This window comes from Citrobacter sp. BIDMC107, assembly GCF_001037575.1.
Classification (GTDB): Bacteria; Pseudomonadota; Gammaproteobacteria; order Enterobacterales; family Enterobacteriaceae; genus Citrobacter; species Citrobacter freundii.
On the sequence record NZ_KQ089848.1, the window covers coordinates 1,852,595 to 1,872,335 of the forward strand.

Annotated in this window: 14 protein-coding genes and 1 tRNA gene; 5 read left to right on the forward strand and 10 right to left on the reverse strand. The window is 51.3% G+C overall.

Features of this window, described 5'->3' with window-relative positions:
• Positions 1-60 precede the first annotated feature (60 nt).
• The 7 genes from SK39_RS08585 to SK39_RS08615 form a co-directional block, all read right to left on the reverse strand.
• A complete protein-coding gene (locus SK39_RS08585) occupies positions 61-3,123 on the reverse strand; it encodes a type I restriction endonuclease subunit R (protein WP_048216904.1) in 3,063 nt (1,020 codons plus the stop codon).
• Positions 3,124-3,132: 9 nt separating this feature from the next.
• A complete protein-coding gene (locus SK39_RS26820; protein ID WP_082139103.1) occupies positions 3,133-4,311 on the reverse strand; it encodes a restriction endonuclease subunit S in 1,179 nt (392 codons plus the stop codon).
• The gene (locus tag SK39_RS08595; RefSeq protein WP_048216905.1) at positions 4,311-5,801 is read right to left on the reverse strand and encodes a type I restriction-modification system subunit M; all 1,491 of its coding nucleotides are present in this window, start codon (positions 5,799-5,801) and stop codon (positions 4,311-4,313) included. Before SK39_RS08595 ends, SK39_RS26820 begins: the two co-directional genes overlap by 1 nt.
• Entirely contained in the window at positions 5,798-7,297 is a 1,500-nt protein-coding gene (locus SK39_RS08600; RefSeq protein WP_048216906.1) for a type I restriction-modification system subunit M, read from the reverse strand. Before SK39_RS08600 ends, SK39_RS08595 begins: the two co-directional genes overlap by 4 nt.
• Complete coding sequence (locus SK39_RS08605) at positions 7,297-7,524, reverse strand: helix-turn-helix domain-containing protein (RefSeq protein ID WP_048216907.1); 228 nt, start codon at positions 7,522-7,524, stop codon at positions 7,297-7,299. Before SK39_RS08605 ends, SK39_RS08600 begins: the two co-directional genes overlap by 1 nt.
• Positions 7,525-7,764: 240 nt before the next feature.
• A complete protein-coding gene (locus SK39_RS08610; RefSeq protein ID WP_048216908.1) occupies positions 7,765-9,030 on the reverse strand; it encodes a tyrosine-type recombinase/integrase in 1,266 nt (421 codons plus the stop codon).
• 198 nt (positions 9,031-9,228) lie between these two features.
• A tRNA-Leu gene (locus SK39_RS08615) sits at positions 9,229-9,313 on the reverse strand.
• Positions 9,314-9,533: 220 nt separating this feature from the next.
• Here SK39_RS08615 and ahr point away from each other — a divergent pair.
• Together ahr and SK39_RS08625 are read left to right on the forward strand one after the other, a co-directional pair.
• Positions 9,534-10,553, forward strand: coding sequence for an NADPH-dependent aldehyde reductase Ahr (ahr, locus tag SK39_RS08620; protein WP_048216909.1), 1,020 nt, complete (start codon positions 9,534-9,536; stop codon positions 10,551-10,553).
• 147 nt (positions 10,554-10,700) lie between these two features.
• On the forward strand, positions 10,701-12,203 hold the full coding sequence (locus SK39_RS08625; protein WP_003025876.1) for a helicase HerA-like C-terminal domain-containing protein: 1,503 nt from the start codon (positions 10,701-10,703) through the stop codon (positions 12,201-12,203).
• Positions 12,204-12,304: 101 nt separating this feature from the next.
• On the opposite strand, the gene lptG is transcribed toward SK39_RS08625, so the two are convergent.
• From lptG to SK39_RS27560, 3 genes are all read right to left on the reverse strand, one after another.
• A complete protein-coding gene (gene lptG / locus SK39_RS08630; protein ID WP_003025875.1) occupies positions 12,305-13,387 on the reverse strand; it encodes an LPS export ABC transporter permease LptG in 1,083 nt (360 codons plus the stop codon).
• Positions 13,387-14,487 carry an LPS export ABC transporter permease LptF gene (gene lptF, locus SK39_RS08635; RefSeq protein ID WP_003839630.1) on the reverse strand — a complete coding sequence of 367 codons (1,101 nt, stop codon included), beginning with the start codon at positions 14,485-14,487 and terminating at the stop codon, positions 13,387-13,389. The genes lptG and lptF overlap by 1 nt, the downstream gene beginning before the upstream one ends.
• 62 nt (positions 14,488-14,549) lie before the next feature.
• Complete coding sequence (locus SK39_RS27560; protein WP_212723231.1) at positions 14,550-14,600, reverse strand: hypothetical protein; 51 nt, start codon at positions 14,598-14,600, stop codon at positions 14,550-14,552.
• 153 nt (positions 14,601-14,753) lie between these two features.
• Here SK39_RS27560 and pepA point away from each other — a divergent pair, with 153 nt between their 5' ends.
• The 3 genes from pepA (at position 14,754) to SK39_RS08650 (ending at position 19,682) form a co-directional block, all read left to right on the forward strand.
• On the forward strand, positions 14,754-16,265 hold the full coding sequence (gene pepA, locus SK39_RS08640; RefSeq protein ID WP_003025870.1) for a leucyl aminopeptidase: 1,512 nt from the start codon (positions 14,754-14,756) through the stop codon (positions 16,263-16,265).
• Positions 16,266-16,383: 118 nt separating this feature from the next.
• Positions 16,384-16,827 (forward strand): DNA polymerase III subunit chi, encoded by a 444-nt coding sequence (gene holC, locus SK39_RS08645; RefSeq protein ID WP_003025862.1) that lies wholly within the window; start codon positions 16,384-16,386, stop codon positions 16,825-16,827.
• A complete protein-coding gene (locus tag SK39_RS08650) occupies positions 16,827-19,682 on the forward strand; it encodes a valine--tRNA ligase (RefSeq protein ID WP_048216910.1) in 2,856 nt (951 codons plus the stop codon). Before holC ends, SK39_RS08650 begins: the two co-directional genes overlap by 1 nt.
• Positions 19,683-19,741 lie beyond the last annotated feature (59 nt).

The window sequence follows — 19,741 nt, forward strand, 5'->3', positions numbered from 1 at the left end:
TTAAAGTAGATAAAAAACCACCTCCATAGAAGGTGGTTTAAATTTGATAATTAATTAAACTCAATAATGTCCCTCAATGTACCCATACGCCTTCCGGAACAACTCTTTATCTTTCCCTAGTCCAAACTGGGCCAAGGTCAACAAAAGCGCCTTTTGGATTTCACGCGGGCCACTGTTGGAGTTTTGCCAGCCATCAAAGCGTGTAGCTTTGACGATTTTATCAATTTGCTCTACAACATCACCGATTAACTTAGGGGTAGTTTCTGGGCGTGTTTCGAGGAAAAGCTTGGTCAAAGCCTGTTTATTATCAGCTTCAGTTACTGGGCGCTCGCCTGTTTCGCGCTCGGCTTTTACGGTATCTTTCGCAGCATCCAACAGGCCTTTCAACCAGTCGATGGCCTTGATAACACCAGCTTCATAGTCCTGACGCAGTTTTTCCAAACGCTCGCCCAATGCCACAAATTTAGGATCATGACTGCCGCGCAAACGCCCCATAAGATCAATCTCCAGGCGCTTGGCACGTTGTTCCTGTTCTTTAGCGGTCAGGGTAAAAATAGCGTGCTCGTCCATGACCAACTCGTCAATATCATCGCGAATACGATTGATATCAGTATGCTCATGGATCATTTTGATGGTTTCAGGACCAAGCGCAGCCCAAACAAGCGCACCTGTCTGCCCCACCGGACGCACCGATTCATAAATTTGCGCCAGCCATTTATAGTCCTGACGATAAGGGGTTAAAAAAGGATCTGGATTGATAGCTGACCATAACTTAGATAACACTCCAAAGCTGGCAGCGAATTCATCACGCTTCTCGTTAGTTGGCAGACATTCTTGCGCGGCCATAATACCTTCAAAACCTTCTATGGAACGATCCACACCAGGGAAGAAGGCCAGACATTTATTCAGTTGTAACGGCAATAGCTCTTTAAATGCCTCGATTCCCTCTACAACCCCTTCAATTTCTTCAGGGTTATAGGCCAGAGCGGTACGCAGATTTTCGAAAACGCCGAGGTAGTCAATAATTAATCCCATGTTCTTGCGTACATCATCAGTTTCGTACAATCGGTTGGTACGACACATAGCCTGCAGAAGCGTATGATCGCGTAAAGGCTTATCGAGGTACATGCAGTAGCAAATTGGTGCATCAAAGCCCGTAAGCAGCTTGGCGGTAACGATGATAAGCTGTAATGGATGCTCTGGATCTTTAAAGCATTCAATCAAATCCTTCTGTACTTGTTCTTCTGCATCAATGTGCTGCCAGCGTTCGAAATCGACTTGTTTGACAGGCAGATCCAACTCATCATGCCATTTAAGCCAGTCCTTGTTGAGCTTATCTTTTTTACCCCCCTCTTCAGCTTTAATCGGAGCCTGGTCAACGTTCATAACTACTTCAACTGCATCAAAACCGAGCTTTTCACCGAGCAGGTAATACATTTGTACGCAGGCTTCGCGATCATATACTACCACCATGCCTTTCATCTTTTTCGGCATAACATGGCTGGTAAAATGCTCAACAATATCATTACTTACTGCAGCCATGCGTCTGGGGGATTTCAGCATGATAGCCAGCTTGCCTGCACGCCTGGACAATGCTGCTTTTTCTTCTTCATCCAGGTTGTTTTCGGTAGCCAGTTGCTCGAATTCTTCGTTGATAGCATCACGATCCACTCGGAGTTCTGCCAGCCGAGGTTCGAACTTCACCGGGTTAGTTGCGCCATCCCGGATCGACTGCTTATAGCTATAGCGGCTCATATAGCGACCCGGATCTTCTTCGGCACCGAACAACTTGAATGTATTACGATCAATGCCAGAAATCGGAGTACCAGTCAGGCCATAGAAGTGGGCATTGGGCAACGCCCAACGCATTTTCTCGCCTAACCCACCTTCCTGGGTACGGTGAGCTTCGTCAACCAACACAATGATGTTGTCACGGTTATTCAGGCCATTGGGGTTGCTATCGTCAATTTCGATATCTTTAAATTTAAAGATGGTGGTGATTAAAATGCCACGGCTGTCTTGCTCAATGTATTCGCCCAACTTTTTGCAGCTTGGTACTTTAATCAGATTCTTAACGTCGGCCCCACCAAAAGTTTCGTTAATTTGGCTGTCCAGATCTCGCCGGTCCACAACGATAAGTACCGTCGGGTTTTTTAACGCATTATCGGCACGCAGCATTTTGGCTGCGTAAAGCATCAACAAGGATTTACCCGATCCTTGGAAATGCCAAATCAGACCTTTTTTTGGATAGCCTCTGCGAACACGGTCAACAATTTGTTTTGCTGCTTCAAATTGCGGATAACGCGGCAGGATTTTAACGCGTTTAGGCGGAGTATTTTTGCCCGTTTTGACGGTTGAAAATAATGCGAAAGATTCCAGTAGCTGCAGTAAGGTCTGTGGATTTAACAAACTCTCGCAGCTGTTGAGTACCGATGCTAATCCCGGCAGAATCTCATCACGAAGCTCAGTATTATGCCAGGGCCCCCAGTCTTTAACTCGGGCATTAATTGCGCCATAGGCAAAGGTTTTTCCTTCGCTGGCAAAGCACAGCAAGTTGGGGACAAAGAAAGATTCAACATTTTTCCAATAGTACTTTTTGCCGCCCATGAAATCGGCAGCACCGTCTTGCCAGGTCACGCTGGGACGCGTTGCGGTTTTAACTTCGCCCACCACCAGTGGTATACCGTTCACATACAAGACAATATCAAAATAGACTTCAGTGGCCGCGATATAGTGGACCTGCTTTGCCACCACAAAGTGGTTATTTTCTATATTGTCAAAATCAATCAGATTGATGGTGATATGGTCGCCATTCTCGCCAAAAGGCAAGCTTTTGTCAGCCATCAACCATTCCTGGAAGTTTTCATTGGCCTTCACCAGACCGGTATGGCGGGCCTCTAAAACCACTCCTCGAAGTTTATAGATGACCTCATCAGCATAGTCAGGCTGTCTGCCGATATCAGGGTTTAACGAACAAAGCGCGTCCTTTAGCCACTCATCAACGAAGATATCCTGCGCTTGTTTAGGCAGATTTTCTCCGTGGCAGTATGTCCACTTGACCCCGCTTAAACCTTTTAAACGGTCGATAATTCCATTTTCTGTGACGGTTTGTTCGTTAAACATTCAATCTCCTTAAGCAATCTGCTCAAATACTGAAGTCAGACTTCGTGACTTTTCAAGCAATATCTCATGATTTTTTTCGAGTTCATTAAATATTCCCGATAACTTTCTCTGAAGGTCTAGTCCAGGCAAAATCACTTTTGTCTTTTTTAGCTCTCCAACACGGACATGGCCAACTGTTGACCCATTAGCCAAAGCTAGTAGTTGACGCTGGAAAAATTTAGATAAACAAGCGCATCGAAGAAATTCTGGTGTAACAATAGTTTTATTTGGTCTAAACAGCATCATACGTTGCCCCAGACATAGCTTGGTGTCTTGGGGTACTAGACACACTTCACCAATAGGAGCTTCCCTCGTAATGATCACATCGCCAAATTGAGGCTCTCCACGTTCAGTCCAAATTTTATAGTCATTTTCATCCGTAAATTTCATATCATCCCATACGATCTTCCCTTCTCGGATATTGGAAGTACGTATCACAGGGATTCCTTCGTTATAAAAATTGGGAGTTCGGTTTTTACAGTCGATAATTAAGTCACAGACATCCTTTAGTTCATGGACTTCCCATCCTTTAGGAATTCGACCATATCTTGAATCTTGATGCCCTTCAGTTTTAATATTTCTAACTTGAGATACAATATAACTATCAATAAATGAGTTTATGAATCGCCTGCTCGAATCCAGCATCTCAAATATTTTATTGTCAACAACAGATAGTTTTGTACTTATATCCGCAAGCGTTTTTTGTTCTGATATTTTAGCCAGGGATATTTCGAATTCTTTTAATGACGAGAACTTAGTCCTTGGTGATAAAGACCCTGATGAAGTTTGTACTGCAAAATCCCAGAATTTTCTGTTCTTGAAAACCAAATGATAAACGCTTGGTAGTATTTTTTTTGTTATCGGGTCCATAACAATAATGTCGCCGGAACAAACCCCATCAAACTCTGCAATAGCAGCCTTCCTTAGATATGGACGACGCTTACCAAAAAGTATGTGCCCCTTCTTAAATACGCGTGTAAAGCTTGGGTTATCTTCCGCAATCATTCCCCAGCGTTTTATTTTAAGCGAGTCGGAATCCAAATGCTCCAAGCCAATGTAGCGCTCATAACCATCGGCAATTGGGTCTTTAGTAGTGAGTTTAAATTCTCGGCAAATATCACCAAATTTAACGATTTGTTTATCACTCATTACTGTACTTCCTCGCGGACAAGTTTATACCCCAGTTTACTCAGGCTTTTAAATAACTTATTGGTCTGTTTTTTTAATTGCACACGGCTGATTTTCCACGCTTCAATGGCCTGTTCAATATCATGTGCTTCTTCGTTACTTTGTGCTTGCACATACAGCGGAATCGACAGGTTGTATAGATTTTCTTTAATCACCTCGATATCAACCAAAGCGGTAATGTCGCTTTGGTTCTCAGGGGTAAAGTAGGCCTCACTGAGCACCGCCAAATCAGCATCGGATAAACGACTATAAGCACGTTCGCGGGTGACATTTTCCACACCGTTAATGAATAACACCTTATTTTTACGTTCAGGTGATTTATTGCAATTAAGAATAACCACACACGATTCCATCGGCGAGTTATAAAACAAGTTCGGCCCTAACCCAATCACCGCTTCAATGATGTCCGATTCAATCACCTGTTTACGAATGGCCTGCTCAGAATCACGGAACAGCACACCGTGTGGCCAGAGCATGGCAGCACGACCGGCATCGGGTTTTAAACTTTTGATAATGTGAGTGTAAAATGCATAATCAGCGCAGCCCTGCGGTGGTACACCATAAAGATTTCGACCATACGGATCGGCGGCGAACTTGTCACGATTCCATTTTTTGATGGAGTACGGCGGGTTAGCAAAAATCACATCAAACTGCTTGAGCCGATCGTTTTCAATAAACTTTGGCTCAGCCAAAGTATCACCACGCAGCACATCAAACTCTTCAATATCGTGCAAGAACATATTCATACGGGCGATAGCAGAAGTCAGCAGGTTCACTTCCTGGCCATAAAGGTGCACAGAGCGCCATTCTTCACCTCTTGCTCGAAGGTCCATCACAGCATTTAGCAACATCCCTCCAGTGCCACACGTTGGATCATAGGCAGTTTCACCCGGTTTTAAGCCCATAATGCGCGTCATTAAATGCACGACGGTACGGTTGGTGTAAAACTCTGCCGCCGTGTGGCCGGAATCATCAGCGAACTTTTTAATCAGGTATTCGTAGGCTTCACCGAGATCATCCTGGGCGACAGATTGAATACCGAGCGGAATTTTACTGAAATGTTCAATCAGATCAGCCAGCAGATGATCGGGCAGGCGCTCTTTATTGGTCCACTGCGCATCACCGAAGACGCCATGTAAACGCGGGTTATTGGCTTCAATTAGTCGAAGCGCATTCTGGATCGCTTCACCAATGTTTTTACTGGTATTTCGGACCTTTTCCCAACTGGCTTCAGAGGGAATGTTGAAACGGTGAAACATCGGCATGGCGGCGTATTCAGCATCACCTTCATGGAGTTCCAGCGCTTCGTTATATTCTTCCAGATAGACATCTGACAGGCGTTTGTAAAACAGCAACGGGAAGACATACTGCTTGTAGTCTGATGCGTCGATTTGGCCGCGAAGAAACTCAGCAGCTCCCCAGAGCAATTCTTCCAGCTTTTTATTACTCATACCTCGAACCCTTCTTTGATAAGCAGGGCTTCCAGCTCCTCTTCTGCTTTTTCCAGTTCAGCCAACTTTCGTTGAAAATCTTTGAGCGCCTCTTCCACAGTGATGGTTTCTTCTTCGAGTGGCTTTTGCACATAACGAGCAATATTTAGATTGAAGTCATTTTCTTCAATCTCCTTCAGAGGTACCCAGCGTGCAACGCCTTCGATTTCTTTTGCATCTGGCCCCTGTCGCGCCTGGTCATGATAGATTTGGTAAATGTCATCGGCCTGCTTGTTGGACAGCGTATTCTGCGCGCGCCCCTTGGTATAGATTTCTTCAGCATTGATGATCAATACATGATCTTTATGCGTTGCCGGGCGTGATTTGCGCAGTACCAAAATACACGCAGGAATCCCAGTCCCATAGAACAGGTTGGAAGCGACACCAATAATCGCCACAATGCGATTCTCTTGCAGCAATTTGGTTCGAATTGCCCCCTCAGATCCACCACGAAACAGCACACCATGAGGTAACACGACAGCCATACGCCCTTTGTCGTTAAGTGAAGCAAACATATGCTGCACCCAGGCAAAATCACCATTTGTTTTAGGCGCTAGGCCATATTGCTTACGGCCATAGGGATCGTTCGACCACAGATCGTATCCCCATTCCTTCAAGCTAAATGGTGGGTTGGCAACAACGCAGTCGAAGGTTTCTAAACGATCGCTTTGTAAAAACTTAGGTTCACGCAGCGTATCCCCGCGAACAATATCGAAATCCTCCTGACCGTGCAGGAACAGGTTCATTCGCGCGATGGCTTCAGTGGTCAGGTTTTTTTCCTGACCTTTAATTTTTAACAAGCGCGGATCGCCACCATTTTCTTTTACATGGTGAATAGTCTCGAGCAACATACCGCCAGTACCACAAGCAGGGTCGTAAACGCTCTCACCGGCTTTTGGATCAAGAATGTTAACCATCAAGCGAACGATAGTACGTGGGGTATAGAACTCACCGGCTTTCTTGTTAGCTTTGTCTGCAAAGCGTTTGATCAGATACTCGTATGCGCGCCCCATATCATCGTCACGGACACTAGAAACGCCAAGGTTTACCTTATTGAAGTGATTAAGTAACGTAGCCAGCAACTCATCAGAAAGGCGTTCTTTATTGGTCCAGCTGGCATCGCCAAAAATGCCATGCAGTTTAGGATTTGCCAGTTCTATACCACGGAAGGAATCTTTCAATGCCTGGCCGATGTCTTTGGTTTCAGCGAATACATCACGCCAGTGACAATTCTCTGGTATCTGAATACGGTGAAACATCTTCCCTTTGGCAAGCTCTGCATCCCCAACGCTCTCCATCGCATCGGCAAATTCTTCGTCATATACATCACAAATGCGTTTGAAGAACAGGATGGGAAAAATGTACGTTTTGTAATCTGACGCATCAATAGGCCCAGTGATGATATGGGCTGCATGCCAAAGATGGGCCTCGAGATCTTTTAGGTTAATCAATGTCATTAATTTTTCTCTGAACGATTCTGCGAAGCAGGAACCTTTTGCAGTAAATCGTGTATTTCACAGTCAAAAAGCACGCAAAGCCTTTCTAATGTATCCAGGTCAACCTTCTGAGCCGTCTCTTTATAAAGCAAAGTGATAGTGTTGCGACTCAGGCCAGTTTCCCTGACAACATCGGCTATTCGCATCTTATGTTCGCCCATGAGCCGAGCAAGATGGCAGCGGATCATAATGGTCCTTATCGTTGTGCTTAACGATGCAAATCGTATCCCAAAATGCGAAAAAAACAAAAAAATTCAAGCTGAAATTAAATTACTTCAGTTAGGACAACATTGAACGTATGGACAGGAAGACCTGCATATTCAACATGTTTAAATTCAGGATACATGTCGGGCATAGATACCCGACATAGGTTCCAGTGGGTCATATGCCAATTAGCGATAGTTTGATCTGCAGGAACTTTTAACAAATCATTGCAATCGTTTTTTGTCTTTAGAGTAATCAAACGGACTCACCCCCTTATCACGATTCGCATCCAGATAATCCGCCCACCACTGCAGCATCAACCTCCTCTCCCCCAGATGCTCCGCCTTATGGATGTAAGCCGCCCGTACAGAACTTCGCTCCTGGTGGCTCATCTGCCGCTCTACTGCATCCCTCGACCACAATCCCGATTCAATCAAAGAACTACACGCCATCGTCCTGAAACCATGTCCGCATACTTCCGTTTTCGTGTCATAGCCCATCACTCGCAGAGCTTTGTTCACCGTGTTTTCACTCATAGGTTTACGCGGATCGTGATCGCCCACAAAGATCAGCTCACGGTTTCCACTCATGCTTTTGATCTTTTGCAAGATAGCGAGAGCTTGTCGCGACAAAGGAACAAGATGTGGAGTACGCATCTTCGAACCACGTTGAGAATGCTTAACTCCTTCCAGTGGCTCACGCTCGCCCGGAATCGTCCACATAGCCGTTTCAAAATCCACTTCTGTCCAGCGAGCAAAACGTAACTCGCTCGAACGGATGAAAACCAGTAACGTCAAATCCACAGCTAACCGCGTTAATAGCCTGCCGGTGTAGTTATCAATACGATGGAGTAACTCAGGAATTCGGTTGAGATCTAGCGCAGCGCGATGCTTTCGTTTAGCTGTTGCGATCGCACCAGCGATCTCTTGTGCAGGATTGTAATCAATTAAGCCGTTCTGTACTGCAAAGCGCATTATTGCCGTTGTTCGCTGTTGAAGACGCGCAGCCACTTCAAGGCGTCCTGACTTTTCCACTGCTTTAATTGGAACCAGTAAGTCACGAGTACCAATATCTTTGATATTTCGCTTCCCAACTGAAGCAAATAAATTGTCTTCGAGGCTTTTCAATACACGGGCGCTATGCGATGCCGACCACTTTTGATTGCTGGCATGCCAGTCTCTGGCGACCACTTCAAACGTTATCGCCTCTTGCTCCTGCTCTACCTTAACAGCTTTCTTGTTCTCACTAGGATCGACGCCATTAGCTAATAGTTTACGGGCCTCATCCCTGCGTGCCCGGGCATCCGCCAGCGACACTTCAGGATATTTCCCCAGGGCCAGCATCTTCTCCTTACCGCCAAAGCGATAACGCAGTCGCCAGTATTTGGAGCCGTTAGGGTGAACCAGCAAAACCATGCCATCACCGTCAGTCAGTTTGTAGGCTTTTGCTTCAGGCTTAGCCGAACGAACCTTCACATCACTCAGAGCCATGATGAGTATCCTTTCAAGGGTCCTGTGTGGGTACAAACATAATCGAACCGGGATATACCCGCAGTTGTACCCGCATCAGTAAGTTGATGTAGATTGAATCAGGTTGACTTAGGTTGAGTGAAAAAGCGAGGAAAGCCTTGCGAATACTGGATTTCAGGCACAAAAAAAGACGTCCGTTGACGTCTATTGATGTTCCGATGGTGCCGAAGGCCGGACTCGAACCGGCACGTATTTCTACGGTTGATTTTGAATCAACTGCGTCTACCGATTTCGCCACTCCGGCACGGAAGGGATGCGGAAAACGTTGTGGATTATACCTGTCGTGCGCCACCATGCAAGCGCCAGCGTGTGTCTGGCTCGCTAAGTGTTGAAAATTTCAGCATTACCTTTCTTACCTGTAACCATCATCACAGTTTACCCGCTTCTTAATCCCCCCTTCTGCGAAGCGTCCCGTTTCCCCATGCTCTACACTTCCAGTTCAACACCACACTGAGGGAAACACGATGTCGATGATAAAAAGCTACGCCGCAAAAGCGGCGGGCAGCGAACTCGAACTCTATGAATATGATGCGGGGGAGCTTAAGCCGGAAGATGTCGAAGTCCAGGTCGATTACTGCGGTATCTGCCATTCTGATTTGTCAATGATCGACAACGAATGGGGATTCTCTCAGTATCCGCTGGTTGCCGGGCATGAGGTGATTGGTCGCGTGGCAGCTCTCGGCAGCGCGGCGCAGGATAAGGGTCTGAAGGTTGGTCAGCGCGTCGGTATTGGCTGGACGGCGCGCAGCTGCGGGCACTGCGACGCCTGTATCAGCGGTAATCAAATCAACTGCCTGGAAGGTTCCGTTCCCACTATTCTTAATCGCGGCGGCTTTGCCGAGAAGCTGCGGGCCGACTGGCAGTGGGTGATCCCGCTGCCGGAGAGTATCGATCTGGCGGCAGCTGGCCCATTACTGTGCGGCGGCATCACGGTGTTCAAACCGCTGCTGATACACCATATCACCGCCACCAGCCGCGTCGGGGTGATCGGCATCGGCGGGCTGGGGCATATCGCCATTAAGCTGTTGCATGCGATGGGCTGCGAAGTGACCGCGTTCAGCTCCAATCCGGCGAAAGAGCAGGAAGTGCTGGCGATGGGGGCGGATAAAGTGGTCAACAGCCGCGATCCAGATGCGCTAAAAGCACTGGCGGGCCAGTTCGATCTCATCATTAACACGGTTAACGTCGATCTCGACTGGCAACCCTATTTTGAAGCGCTGGCCTACGGCGGTAACTTCCATACCGTCGGTGCAGTGCTGAAGCCGCTGCCAGTTCCGGCGTTTACCTTAATTGCCGGGGATCGCAGCATCTCCGGTTCGGCGACCGGAACGCCATTCGAGCTGCGCAAGCTGATGAAGTTTGCCGGGCGCAGCAAGGTGTCGCCTACCACCGAGCTGTACCCGATGTCGCAAATTAACGAAGCAATCCAGCACGTGCGTGACGGCAAGGCCCGCTACCGCGTGGTGCTGAAAGCCGACTTCTGATCGTCTTTGCCGGGAAGCGTAAGCTTCCCGGCTATTCTCCCCGCTATTCCAGGAAGGTAAAATTCTCCTCACAATCTCCGCAATTTAGCGGTGAAGAGTGCGTCACGGTTGCCTATACTCCAGGCAGGATAAATGGAGGAAATCTCAATGAGCGCACCCCTGCTAATTGCCCGCACGCCGGACACCGAACTGTTTTTACTGCCAGGCATGGCCAACCGTCACGGGCTGATTACCGGCGCCACCGGGACTGGTAAAACCGTCACACTACAAAAGCTGGCCGAATCGTTGTCCGAGATTGGCGTACCGGTATTTATGGCCGATGTGAAAGGTGATTTAACCGGCGTGGCCGAGGAAGGACAAGCCTCTGAAAAGCTGCTCGCCCGCCTGAAAAACATCGGCATTACCGACTGGCAACCGCATGGTAATCCGGTCACGGTGTGGGATATCTTCGGCGAAAAGGGTCACCCGGTGCGAGCCACGGTATCTGACCTCGGGCCGCTGCTGCTGGCTCGTCTGTTGAATCTCAACGACGTTCAGTCCGGCGTGCTGGATATTATCTTCCGCATTGCCGATGACCAGGGCCTGCTGCTGCTCGATTTCAAAGACCTGCGGGCCATCACTCAGTACATCGGCGATAACGCTAAATCCTTCCAGAATCAGTACGGCAATATCAGCAGCGCTTCGGTCGGGGCTATTCAGCGCGGACTGCTGTCGCTGGAGCAGCAGGGAGCGGCACACTTCTTTGGCGAACCGATGCTGGACATCAAAGACTGGATGCGTACCGACGCCAGCGGCAAAGGGATGATTAATATTCTCAGCGCAGAGAAGCTCTACCAGATGCCCAAACTGTACGCCGCCAGCCTGCTGTGGATGCTCTCAGAACTGTACGAACAGTTACCGGAAGCGGGCGATCTGGAGAAACCAAAACTGGTGTTCTTCTTTGATGAAGCGCATCTGCTGTTCAACGATGCCCCGCAGGTGCTGCTAGATAAAATCGAACAGGTGATCCGTCTGATCCGCTCGAAAGGGGTCGGCGTGTGGTTCGTCTCGCAAAACCCGTCGGATATTCCGGACAACGTGCTTGGTCAGTTGGGGAACCGCGTGCAGCACGCCCTGCGCGCGTTCACGCCGAAAGATCAGAAAGCGGTGAAAACCGCGGCACAAACAATGCGCGCCAACCCGGCATTTGATACCGAAAAAGCCATTCAGGAGCTGGGAACCGGCGAGGCGCTGGTGTCGTTTCTGGACGCCAAAGGCAGCCCGTCGGTGGTTGAACGGGCGATGGTGATTGCGCCGTGCTCACGGATGGGACCGGTGACGGACGACGAGCGCAACGGGCTGATTAATCACTCTTCGCTGTACGGCAAATATGAAGAAGATATCGACCGAGAGTCCGCCTATGAACGTTTACAGCAAGGCGTGCAGGCCAGTACCGAGCAGCAAAATACGCCTCCCGCCAACGGTAAAGCGGTCGAGGTGGATGGCGGTATCCTCGGTGGATTGAAGGATATTTTATTTGGCAGCACAGGGCCGCGCGGCGGCAAGCGCGATGGCGTGGTACAGAGCGTGGCGAAAAGCGCGGCGCGACAGGTTACTAATCAGATAATCCGCGGCATGTTGGGGAGTTTGATGGGTGGGAGAAAACGCTAGCCCGTATTACGTTGCCGGATGGCGGCTTAACGCCTTATCCGGCCTACGGGTCCGGAGTAGGCCTGAAAAGCGCAACGCCATCAGGCCTACGATTACTGTGATTACGATTTACGCAGCATCAGCCACAGGCTTATCAGGAAGAAGCTGGCGCTTGGCAGCAGCGCACCGATAATCGGCGGAATGCCGTACACCAGCGTCAGCGGGCCAAAGATTTGGTCCAGCACATAGAACACAAAACCGAAGCTAATCCCCGTCACCACACGCACCCCCATCGGGACGCTACGCAGCGGACCAAAGATAAACGACAACGCCATCAGCATCATGACCGCCACTGATAGCGGCTGGAAGACTTTGCTCCACATATTGAGCTGGTAGCGTCCGGCATCCTGGCCGCTCGACTTCAGGTACTTCACGTAGTTATGCAGACCGCTAATCGACAGCGCGTCAGGATCCAACGCCACGACGCCGAGCTTGTCGGGCGTCAGGTTGGTTTTCCAGGTGCCGCTCACCGTTTGCGAACCGGTGATTTGTTTCGGATCGGTCAGGTTGGATTCATCCACCTGCGACAAACGCCAGACCTTCTGCTCCGGGTCAAACGTCGCGCTCGCAGCGTAACGTACAGACTGCAGACGACGCTTGTCGTTAAACGAGTAGATGCTAATCCCGCCCAACTCGGCCTCGCCTTTCACCCGCTCGATGTAGACAAAGCTGTCACCGTCTTTCGCCCACAAACCCTGCTGGGTAGAGAGCAGCGAGCCGCCGTACATCTGCTGCGCACGGTAGTTACGCGCCATCTGTTCACCCTGCGGTGCGACCCATTCGCCAATGGCCATCGTCAGCAGCACCAGCGGAATCGCGGTTTTCATCACCGACAACGCCACCTGCATACGGGTAAAGCCAGACGCCTGCATCACCACCAGTTCACTGCGCTGGGCCAGCATGCCCAGCCCCAGCAATGCCCCCAGCAGCGCCGCCATCGGGAAGAAGATCTGGATATCTTTCGGCGCACTGAGCAGGGTATACAGCCCGGCGCCCATCGCATCGTAGCTCCCCTGCCCGGCTTTTTTCAGCTGGTCAACGAACTTGATGATCCCGGAGAGCGATACCAGCATGAACAGCGTCATCATGATGGTGGTGAAAATGGTTTTACCGATATAGCGGTCAAGTACACCAAAAGGCTGCATTATACCGCTCCTTTACGCATAAAACGGGCACGCAAGCGGCGCATCGGCACCGTATCCCAGAGGTTAAGCACAATCGCCAGCGCCAGATAAGCCAGGTTAACCACCCACATCCAGAACACCGGATCCAGCTTACCTTTGCCACCGTTCGACTTCAGCGATGTCTGAACCAGGAAGAACAGCAAATAGAGCAGCATTGCCGGCAGCATCGACAGCACGCGACCCTGACGCGGGTTCACCACGCTCAGCGGTACAACCATCAGCGCCATCATAAATACGGTGAATACTAACGTGATACGCCAGGTCAGCTCCGCGCGGGCGCGATCGGTGTCGGTCGCCAGCAGCGTACGCATGGTCATCTGTTCGGTATCGTTTGGATCCAGCGCCACGGCCTGATGGCCGATAATCGCCTGATAATCCTGGAAGTCGGTAATGCGGAAATCGCGCAGCAGCGCGGTACCTTCAAAGCGCGTCCCCTGGTTTAGCGTCACAACCTGAGAGCCATCGCGCAATTGGGTAAGATGTCCGGAATCAGCTACGACGACCGAAGGACGAGCGTTGCCTTTCGGGCGGATTTGCGCGAGAAACACGTCTTTGAAGTTGCTGCCGTCAACGCTTTCGATAAACAGCACCGAACTGCCGTTGGTCGCCTGCTGGAATTGCCCCTGAGCAAGCGCCGCCATACCGGGGTTCGCTTTCGCCTCCGCCAGGACTTCGTCCTGATGTCTGGAGGACCACGGTCCGGCCCACATCACGTTGACCGCCGCAATAATACTGGTAAACAACGCCAGCACCATCGCCGCTTTAACAAGCACAGCCTTGCTCAGCCCGCAGGCATGCATGACCGTAATTTCACTTTCGGTATACAGTTTGCCCAGCGTCATCAGCAGCCCGAGGAACAGGCTTAAGGGCAAGATAAGTTGCGCCATTTCTGGCACGCCCAGCCCCAGCAGCGAGAGCACCAGATTTGCCGGGATATCACCGTCAACAGCCGCACCAAGGATCCTGACCAACTTTTGACAAAAGAAGATCAAAAGCAGGATGAATAGGATCGCAAGTTGGCTTTTGAGCGTTTCCCGAACCAGATATCTTATGATTATCACTTTAAATACGCCCGTAAAAACCCGTCTTTTGCCGGAATTTAGCTTGTTTCATGGCTTAAACGTCATTTATTCTCTTGAGTCGTCGAAATCGTCGCTAAGATCATTATACTCAACGGATCCACCTCTCAGAAATTGTTCTGACGTGCCAATGCCGTAATAACGTTAAGATTAACACGAAGTCACCGCAACAGCGGGTATGAGTTACGAAAGCTTGCAATTCTATCCGTAGCCACCGCCGTTGTCTTTAAGATTCAGGAGCGTAGTGCATGGAGTTCAGTGTAAAAAGCGGTAGCCCGGAGAAACAGCGGAGTGCGTGCATCGTCGTGGGTGTCTTTGAACCACGCCGCCTCTCTCCGATTGCAGAGCAGCTCGACAAGATCAGCGACGGGTACATCAGCGCACTGCTGCGTCGTGGCGAACTGGAAGGCAAACCGGGTCAAACCCTGTTGCTGCACCATGTTCCTAACGTTCTGTCTGAGCGAATTCTCCTTATTGGTTGTGGCAAAGAGCGCGAACTTGATGAGCGCCAGTACAAGCAGGTCATTCAGAAAACCATCAATACGCTGAATGATACTGGCTCAATGGAAGCCGTCTGCTTTCTGACTGAGCTGCACGTCAAAGGGCGCAATAACTACTGGAAAGTGCGCCAGGCCGTTGAGACGGCACAGGAAACGCTGTACAGCTTTGACCAGTTGAAGACCAACAAAAGCGAGCCGCGTCGCCCGCTGCGTAAAATGGTCTTCAACGTGCCGACCCGCCGCGAGCTGACCAGCGGTGAGCGTGCGATCCAACACGGTCTGGCAATCGCCGCTGGCATTAAAGCGGCGAAAGATCTCGGCAACATGCCGCCGAACATCTGTAACGCAGCTTATCTGGCCTCTCAGGCGCGTCAGTTGGCAGACAGCTACAGCAAAAATGTTGTGACCCGCGTGATCGGCGAGCAGCAGATGAAAGAGCTGGGTATGCACTCTTATCTCGCCGTCGGTCACGGTTCGCAGAACGAGTCGCTGATGTCAGTCATCGAGTACAAAGGCAATCCGTCCGAAGACGCGCGTCCGATTGTGCTGGTCGGTAAAGGGTTAACCTTCGACTCCGGCGGTATCTCCATCAAACCAGCCGAAGGCATGGATGAGATGAAGTACGACATGTGCGGCGCGGCGGCAGTGTACGGCGTAATGCGCATGGTGGCCGAGCTTCAGTTGCCCATCAACGTCGTCGGCGTACTGGCGGGCTGCGAAAATATGCCGGGTGGCCGCGCGTATCGCCCAGGCGACGTGCTGACCACTATGTCTGGTCAGACCGTTGAAGTGCTCAATACCGACGCCGAAGGCCGTCTGGTGCTGTGCGACGTGTTAACCTACGTCGAGCGCTTTGAGCCGGAGGCGGTGATTGACGTTGCGACCCTGACCGGCGCGTGCGTGATTGCGCTGGGCCATCACATCACCGGCCTGATGTCGAACCACAACCCGCTGGCGCATGAGCTGATCGGTGCGTCCGAGCAGGCTGGCGATCGCGCGTGGCGTTTGCCGCTGGGTGATGAATACCAGGAGCAGTTAGAGTCTAACTTTGCGGATATGGCGAACATCGGCGGACGTCCTGGCGGCGCCATCACCGCGGGCTGCTTCCTGTCACGCTTTACCCGTAAGTACAACTGGGCGCACCTGGATATCGCTGGTACCGCATGGCGTTCAGGGAAAGCCAAAGGCGCAACCGGTCGTCCGGTCGCGTTACTGTCGCAGTTCCTGCTCAATCGCGCGGGTTTTAACGGCGAAGAGTGATGTAAAACGCCGGGTGGCGGCTTCGCCTTACCCGGCCTACAACGTCACTCAACCGTAGGCCGGGTAAGCGTAGCGCCACCCGGCTTTGCATTTAAATCCACCACAAGAAGCCCCATATATGAAGAATGCGACGTTCTATCTTCTGGACAACGACACACAACAAGATGGTTTAAGCGCCGTCGAGCAACTGGTGTGTGAAATTGCCGCAGAACGTTGGCGGGCTGGCAAGCGCGTGCTTATCGCCTGTGAAAACGAAAAGCAGGCTCTTCGACTGGATGAAGCCCTGTGGGCAAGACCGGCAGAAAGCTTTGTTCCGCATAATCTGGCGGGCGAAGGCCCCAGAGGCGGCGCGCCGGTAGAGATTGCCTGGCCGGAGAAACGCAATAGCAGCCCGCGCGACCTGCTCATCAGTTTGCGCGTTGGCTTTGCAGATTTTGCCACCGCTTTCACAGAAGTGATAGACTTCGTTCCTTACGAAGATTCTTTGAAACAATCGGCACGCGATCGCTACAAAGCTTACCGCGTGGCTGGTTTTAACCTGAATACGGCAACCTGGAAATAATGGAAAAGACATACAACCCACAAGATATCGAACAGCCGCTTTACGAGCACTGGGAAAAGCAGGGCTATTTCAAACCTAACGGCGATGAAAGCAAAGAGTCCTTCTGCATCATGATCCCGCCGCCGAACGTCACCGGCAGTTTGCATATGGGTCATGCTTTCCAGCAAACCATCATGGATACCATGATTCGCTACCAGCGCATGCAGGGTAAAAACACCCTGTGGCAGGCTGGTACCGACCACGCGGGTATCGCTACCCAGATGGTGGTTGAGCGTAAGATTGCCGCTGAAGAAGGTAAAACCCGTCATGACTACGGTCGCGAAGCGTTTATCGATAAAATTTGGCAGTGGAAAGCGGAATCCGGCGGCACCATTACCCGCCAGATGCGCCGTCTCGGCAACTCCGTTGACTGGGAGCGCGAGCGTTTCACTATGGACGAAGGTCTTTCCAATGCCGTGAAAGAAGTCTTTGTTCGCCTGTACAAAGAAGACCTGATTTACCGTGGCAAGCGTCTGGTCAACTGGGACCCGAAACTGCGCACCGCTATTTCTGACCTGGAAGTGGAAAACCGCGAGTCTAAAGGCTCGATGTGGCACATCCGCTATCCGCTGGCCGACGGCGCGAAAACCGCAGACGGTAAAGATTACCTGGTCGTGGCGACTACCCGTCCGGAAACCATTCTGGGCGACACCGGCGTGGCCGTGAACCCGGAAGATCCGCGCTATAAAGATCTGATCGGCAAATTCGTTATTCTGCCGCTGGTTGACCGCCGTATTCCGATCGTCGGCGACGAACACGCCGATATGGAAAAAGGCACCGGCTGCGTGAAGATCACCCCGGCACACGACTTTAACGACTACGAGGTCGGGAAACGTCACGCCCTGCCAATGATCAACATTCTGACCTTTGACGGTGACATCCGTGAAACCGCGGAAGTGTACGACACCAAAGGTGAAGAGTCCGACGTTTACTCCAACGCAATCCCGGCTGAGTTCCAGAAGCTGGAACGCTTTGCCGCGCGTAAAGTAGTGGTTGCCGCCGTTGATGCGATGGGCCTGCTGGAAGAAATTAAACCTCACGATCTGACCGTTCCTTACGGCGACCGTGGCGGCGTGGTTATCGAACCGATGCTGACCGACCAGTGGTACGTCCGTGCCGACGTGCTGGCAAAACCGGCGGTTGAAGCGGTTGAAAACGGCGACATTCAGTTCGTACCGAAGCAGTACGAAAACATGTACTTCTCCTGGATGCGCGATATTCAGGACTGGTGTATTTCCCGTCAGCTGTGGTGGGGTCACCGCATCCCGGCATGGTATGACAACGACGGCAACGTATATGTTGGCCGTACCGAAGACGAAGTGCGTCAGGAAAACAACCTCGGCGCCGACGTTGCGCTGCGTCAGGACGAAGACGTTCTCGACACCTGGTTCTCCTCCGCGCTGTGGACCTTCTCTACCCTGGGCTGGCCGGAAAACACCGACGCGCTGCGTCAGTTCCACCCAACCAGCGTGATGGTCTCCGGCTTCGACATTATCTTCTTCTGGATTGCCCGCATGATCATGATGACCATGCACTTCATCAAAGATGAAAACGGCAAGCCGCAGGTTCCGTTCCATACCGTCTACATGACCGGTCTGATCCGTGACGACGAAGGCCAGAAGATGTCCAAATCCAAGGGCAACGTTATCGACCCGCTGGATATGGTCGACGGTATCTCACTGCCGGAGCTGCTGGAAAAACGTACCGGCAACATGATGCAGCCGCAGTTGGCCGAGAAGATCGCCAAACGTACCGAGAAGCAGTTCCCGAACGGCATCGAGCCGCACGGCACCGACGCCCTGCGTTTCACCCTGGCGGCGCTGGCCTCTACTGGCCGCGACATCAACTGGGATATGAAGCGTCTGGAAGGTTACCGTAACTTCTGTAACAAGCTGTGGAACGCCAGCCGCTTCGTGCTGATGAACACTGAAGGAAATGATTGCGGTTTCAACGGCGGCGAAATGACCCTGTCTCTGGCAGACCGCTGGATCCTCGCTGAATTCAACCAGACCATCAAAGCGTACCGCGAAGCGCTGGATAACTTCCGCTTCGATATCGCCGCGGGCATCCTGTACGAGTTCACCTGGAACCAGTTCTGCGACTGGTATCTGGAGCTGACCAAGCCGGTAATGACCGGAGGAACTGATGCTGAACTGCGCGGCACCCGCAATACGCTGGTGACCGTGCTGGAAGGTCTGCTGCGCCTGGCGCACCCGATCATTCCGTTCATTACCGAAACCATCTGGCAGCGCGTGAAAGTGATTTGTGGCAACACCGCAGATACCATCATGCTACAGCCGTTCCCGGAATATAACGCGGCTCAGGTAGATGAAGCGGCGCTGGCCGATACCGAATGGCTGAAGCAGGCGATCGTTGCCGTACGTAATATTCGCGCGGAAATGAACATTGCCCCGGGCAAACCGCTGGAGCTGCTGCTGCGTGGTTGCAGCGCGGACGCGATGCGTCGTGTAAACGACAACAAGAGCTTCCTGCTGAACCTGGCGCGTCTGGAAAGTATCACCGTGCTGCCAGCCGATGACAAAGGTCCGGTCTCCGTGACCAAAATCATCGACGGCGCCGAGCTGCTGATCCCGATGGCTGGCCTCATCAACAAAGAAGATGAGCTGGCGCGTCTGGCAAAAGAAGTGGCGAAAATCGAAGGTGAGATTGCCCGTATCGAAGGCAAACTGTCCAACGAAGGTTTCGTTGCCCGCGCACCGGAAGCGGTCATCGCCAAAGAGCGTGAGAAGCTGGACGGTTACGCAGAAGCCAAAGCGAAGCTGATTGAGCAGCAGGCAGTTATCGCCGCGCTGTAAAAATCGTGCCCGTACGTTTGCCGGATGGCGCTTGCGCTTATCCGGCCTACGGGCACCGT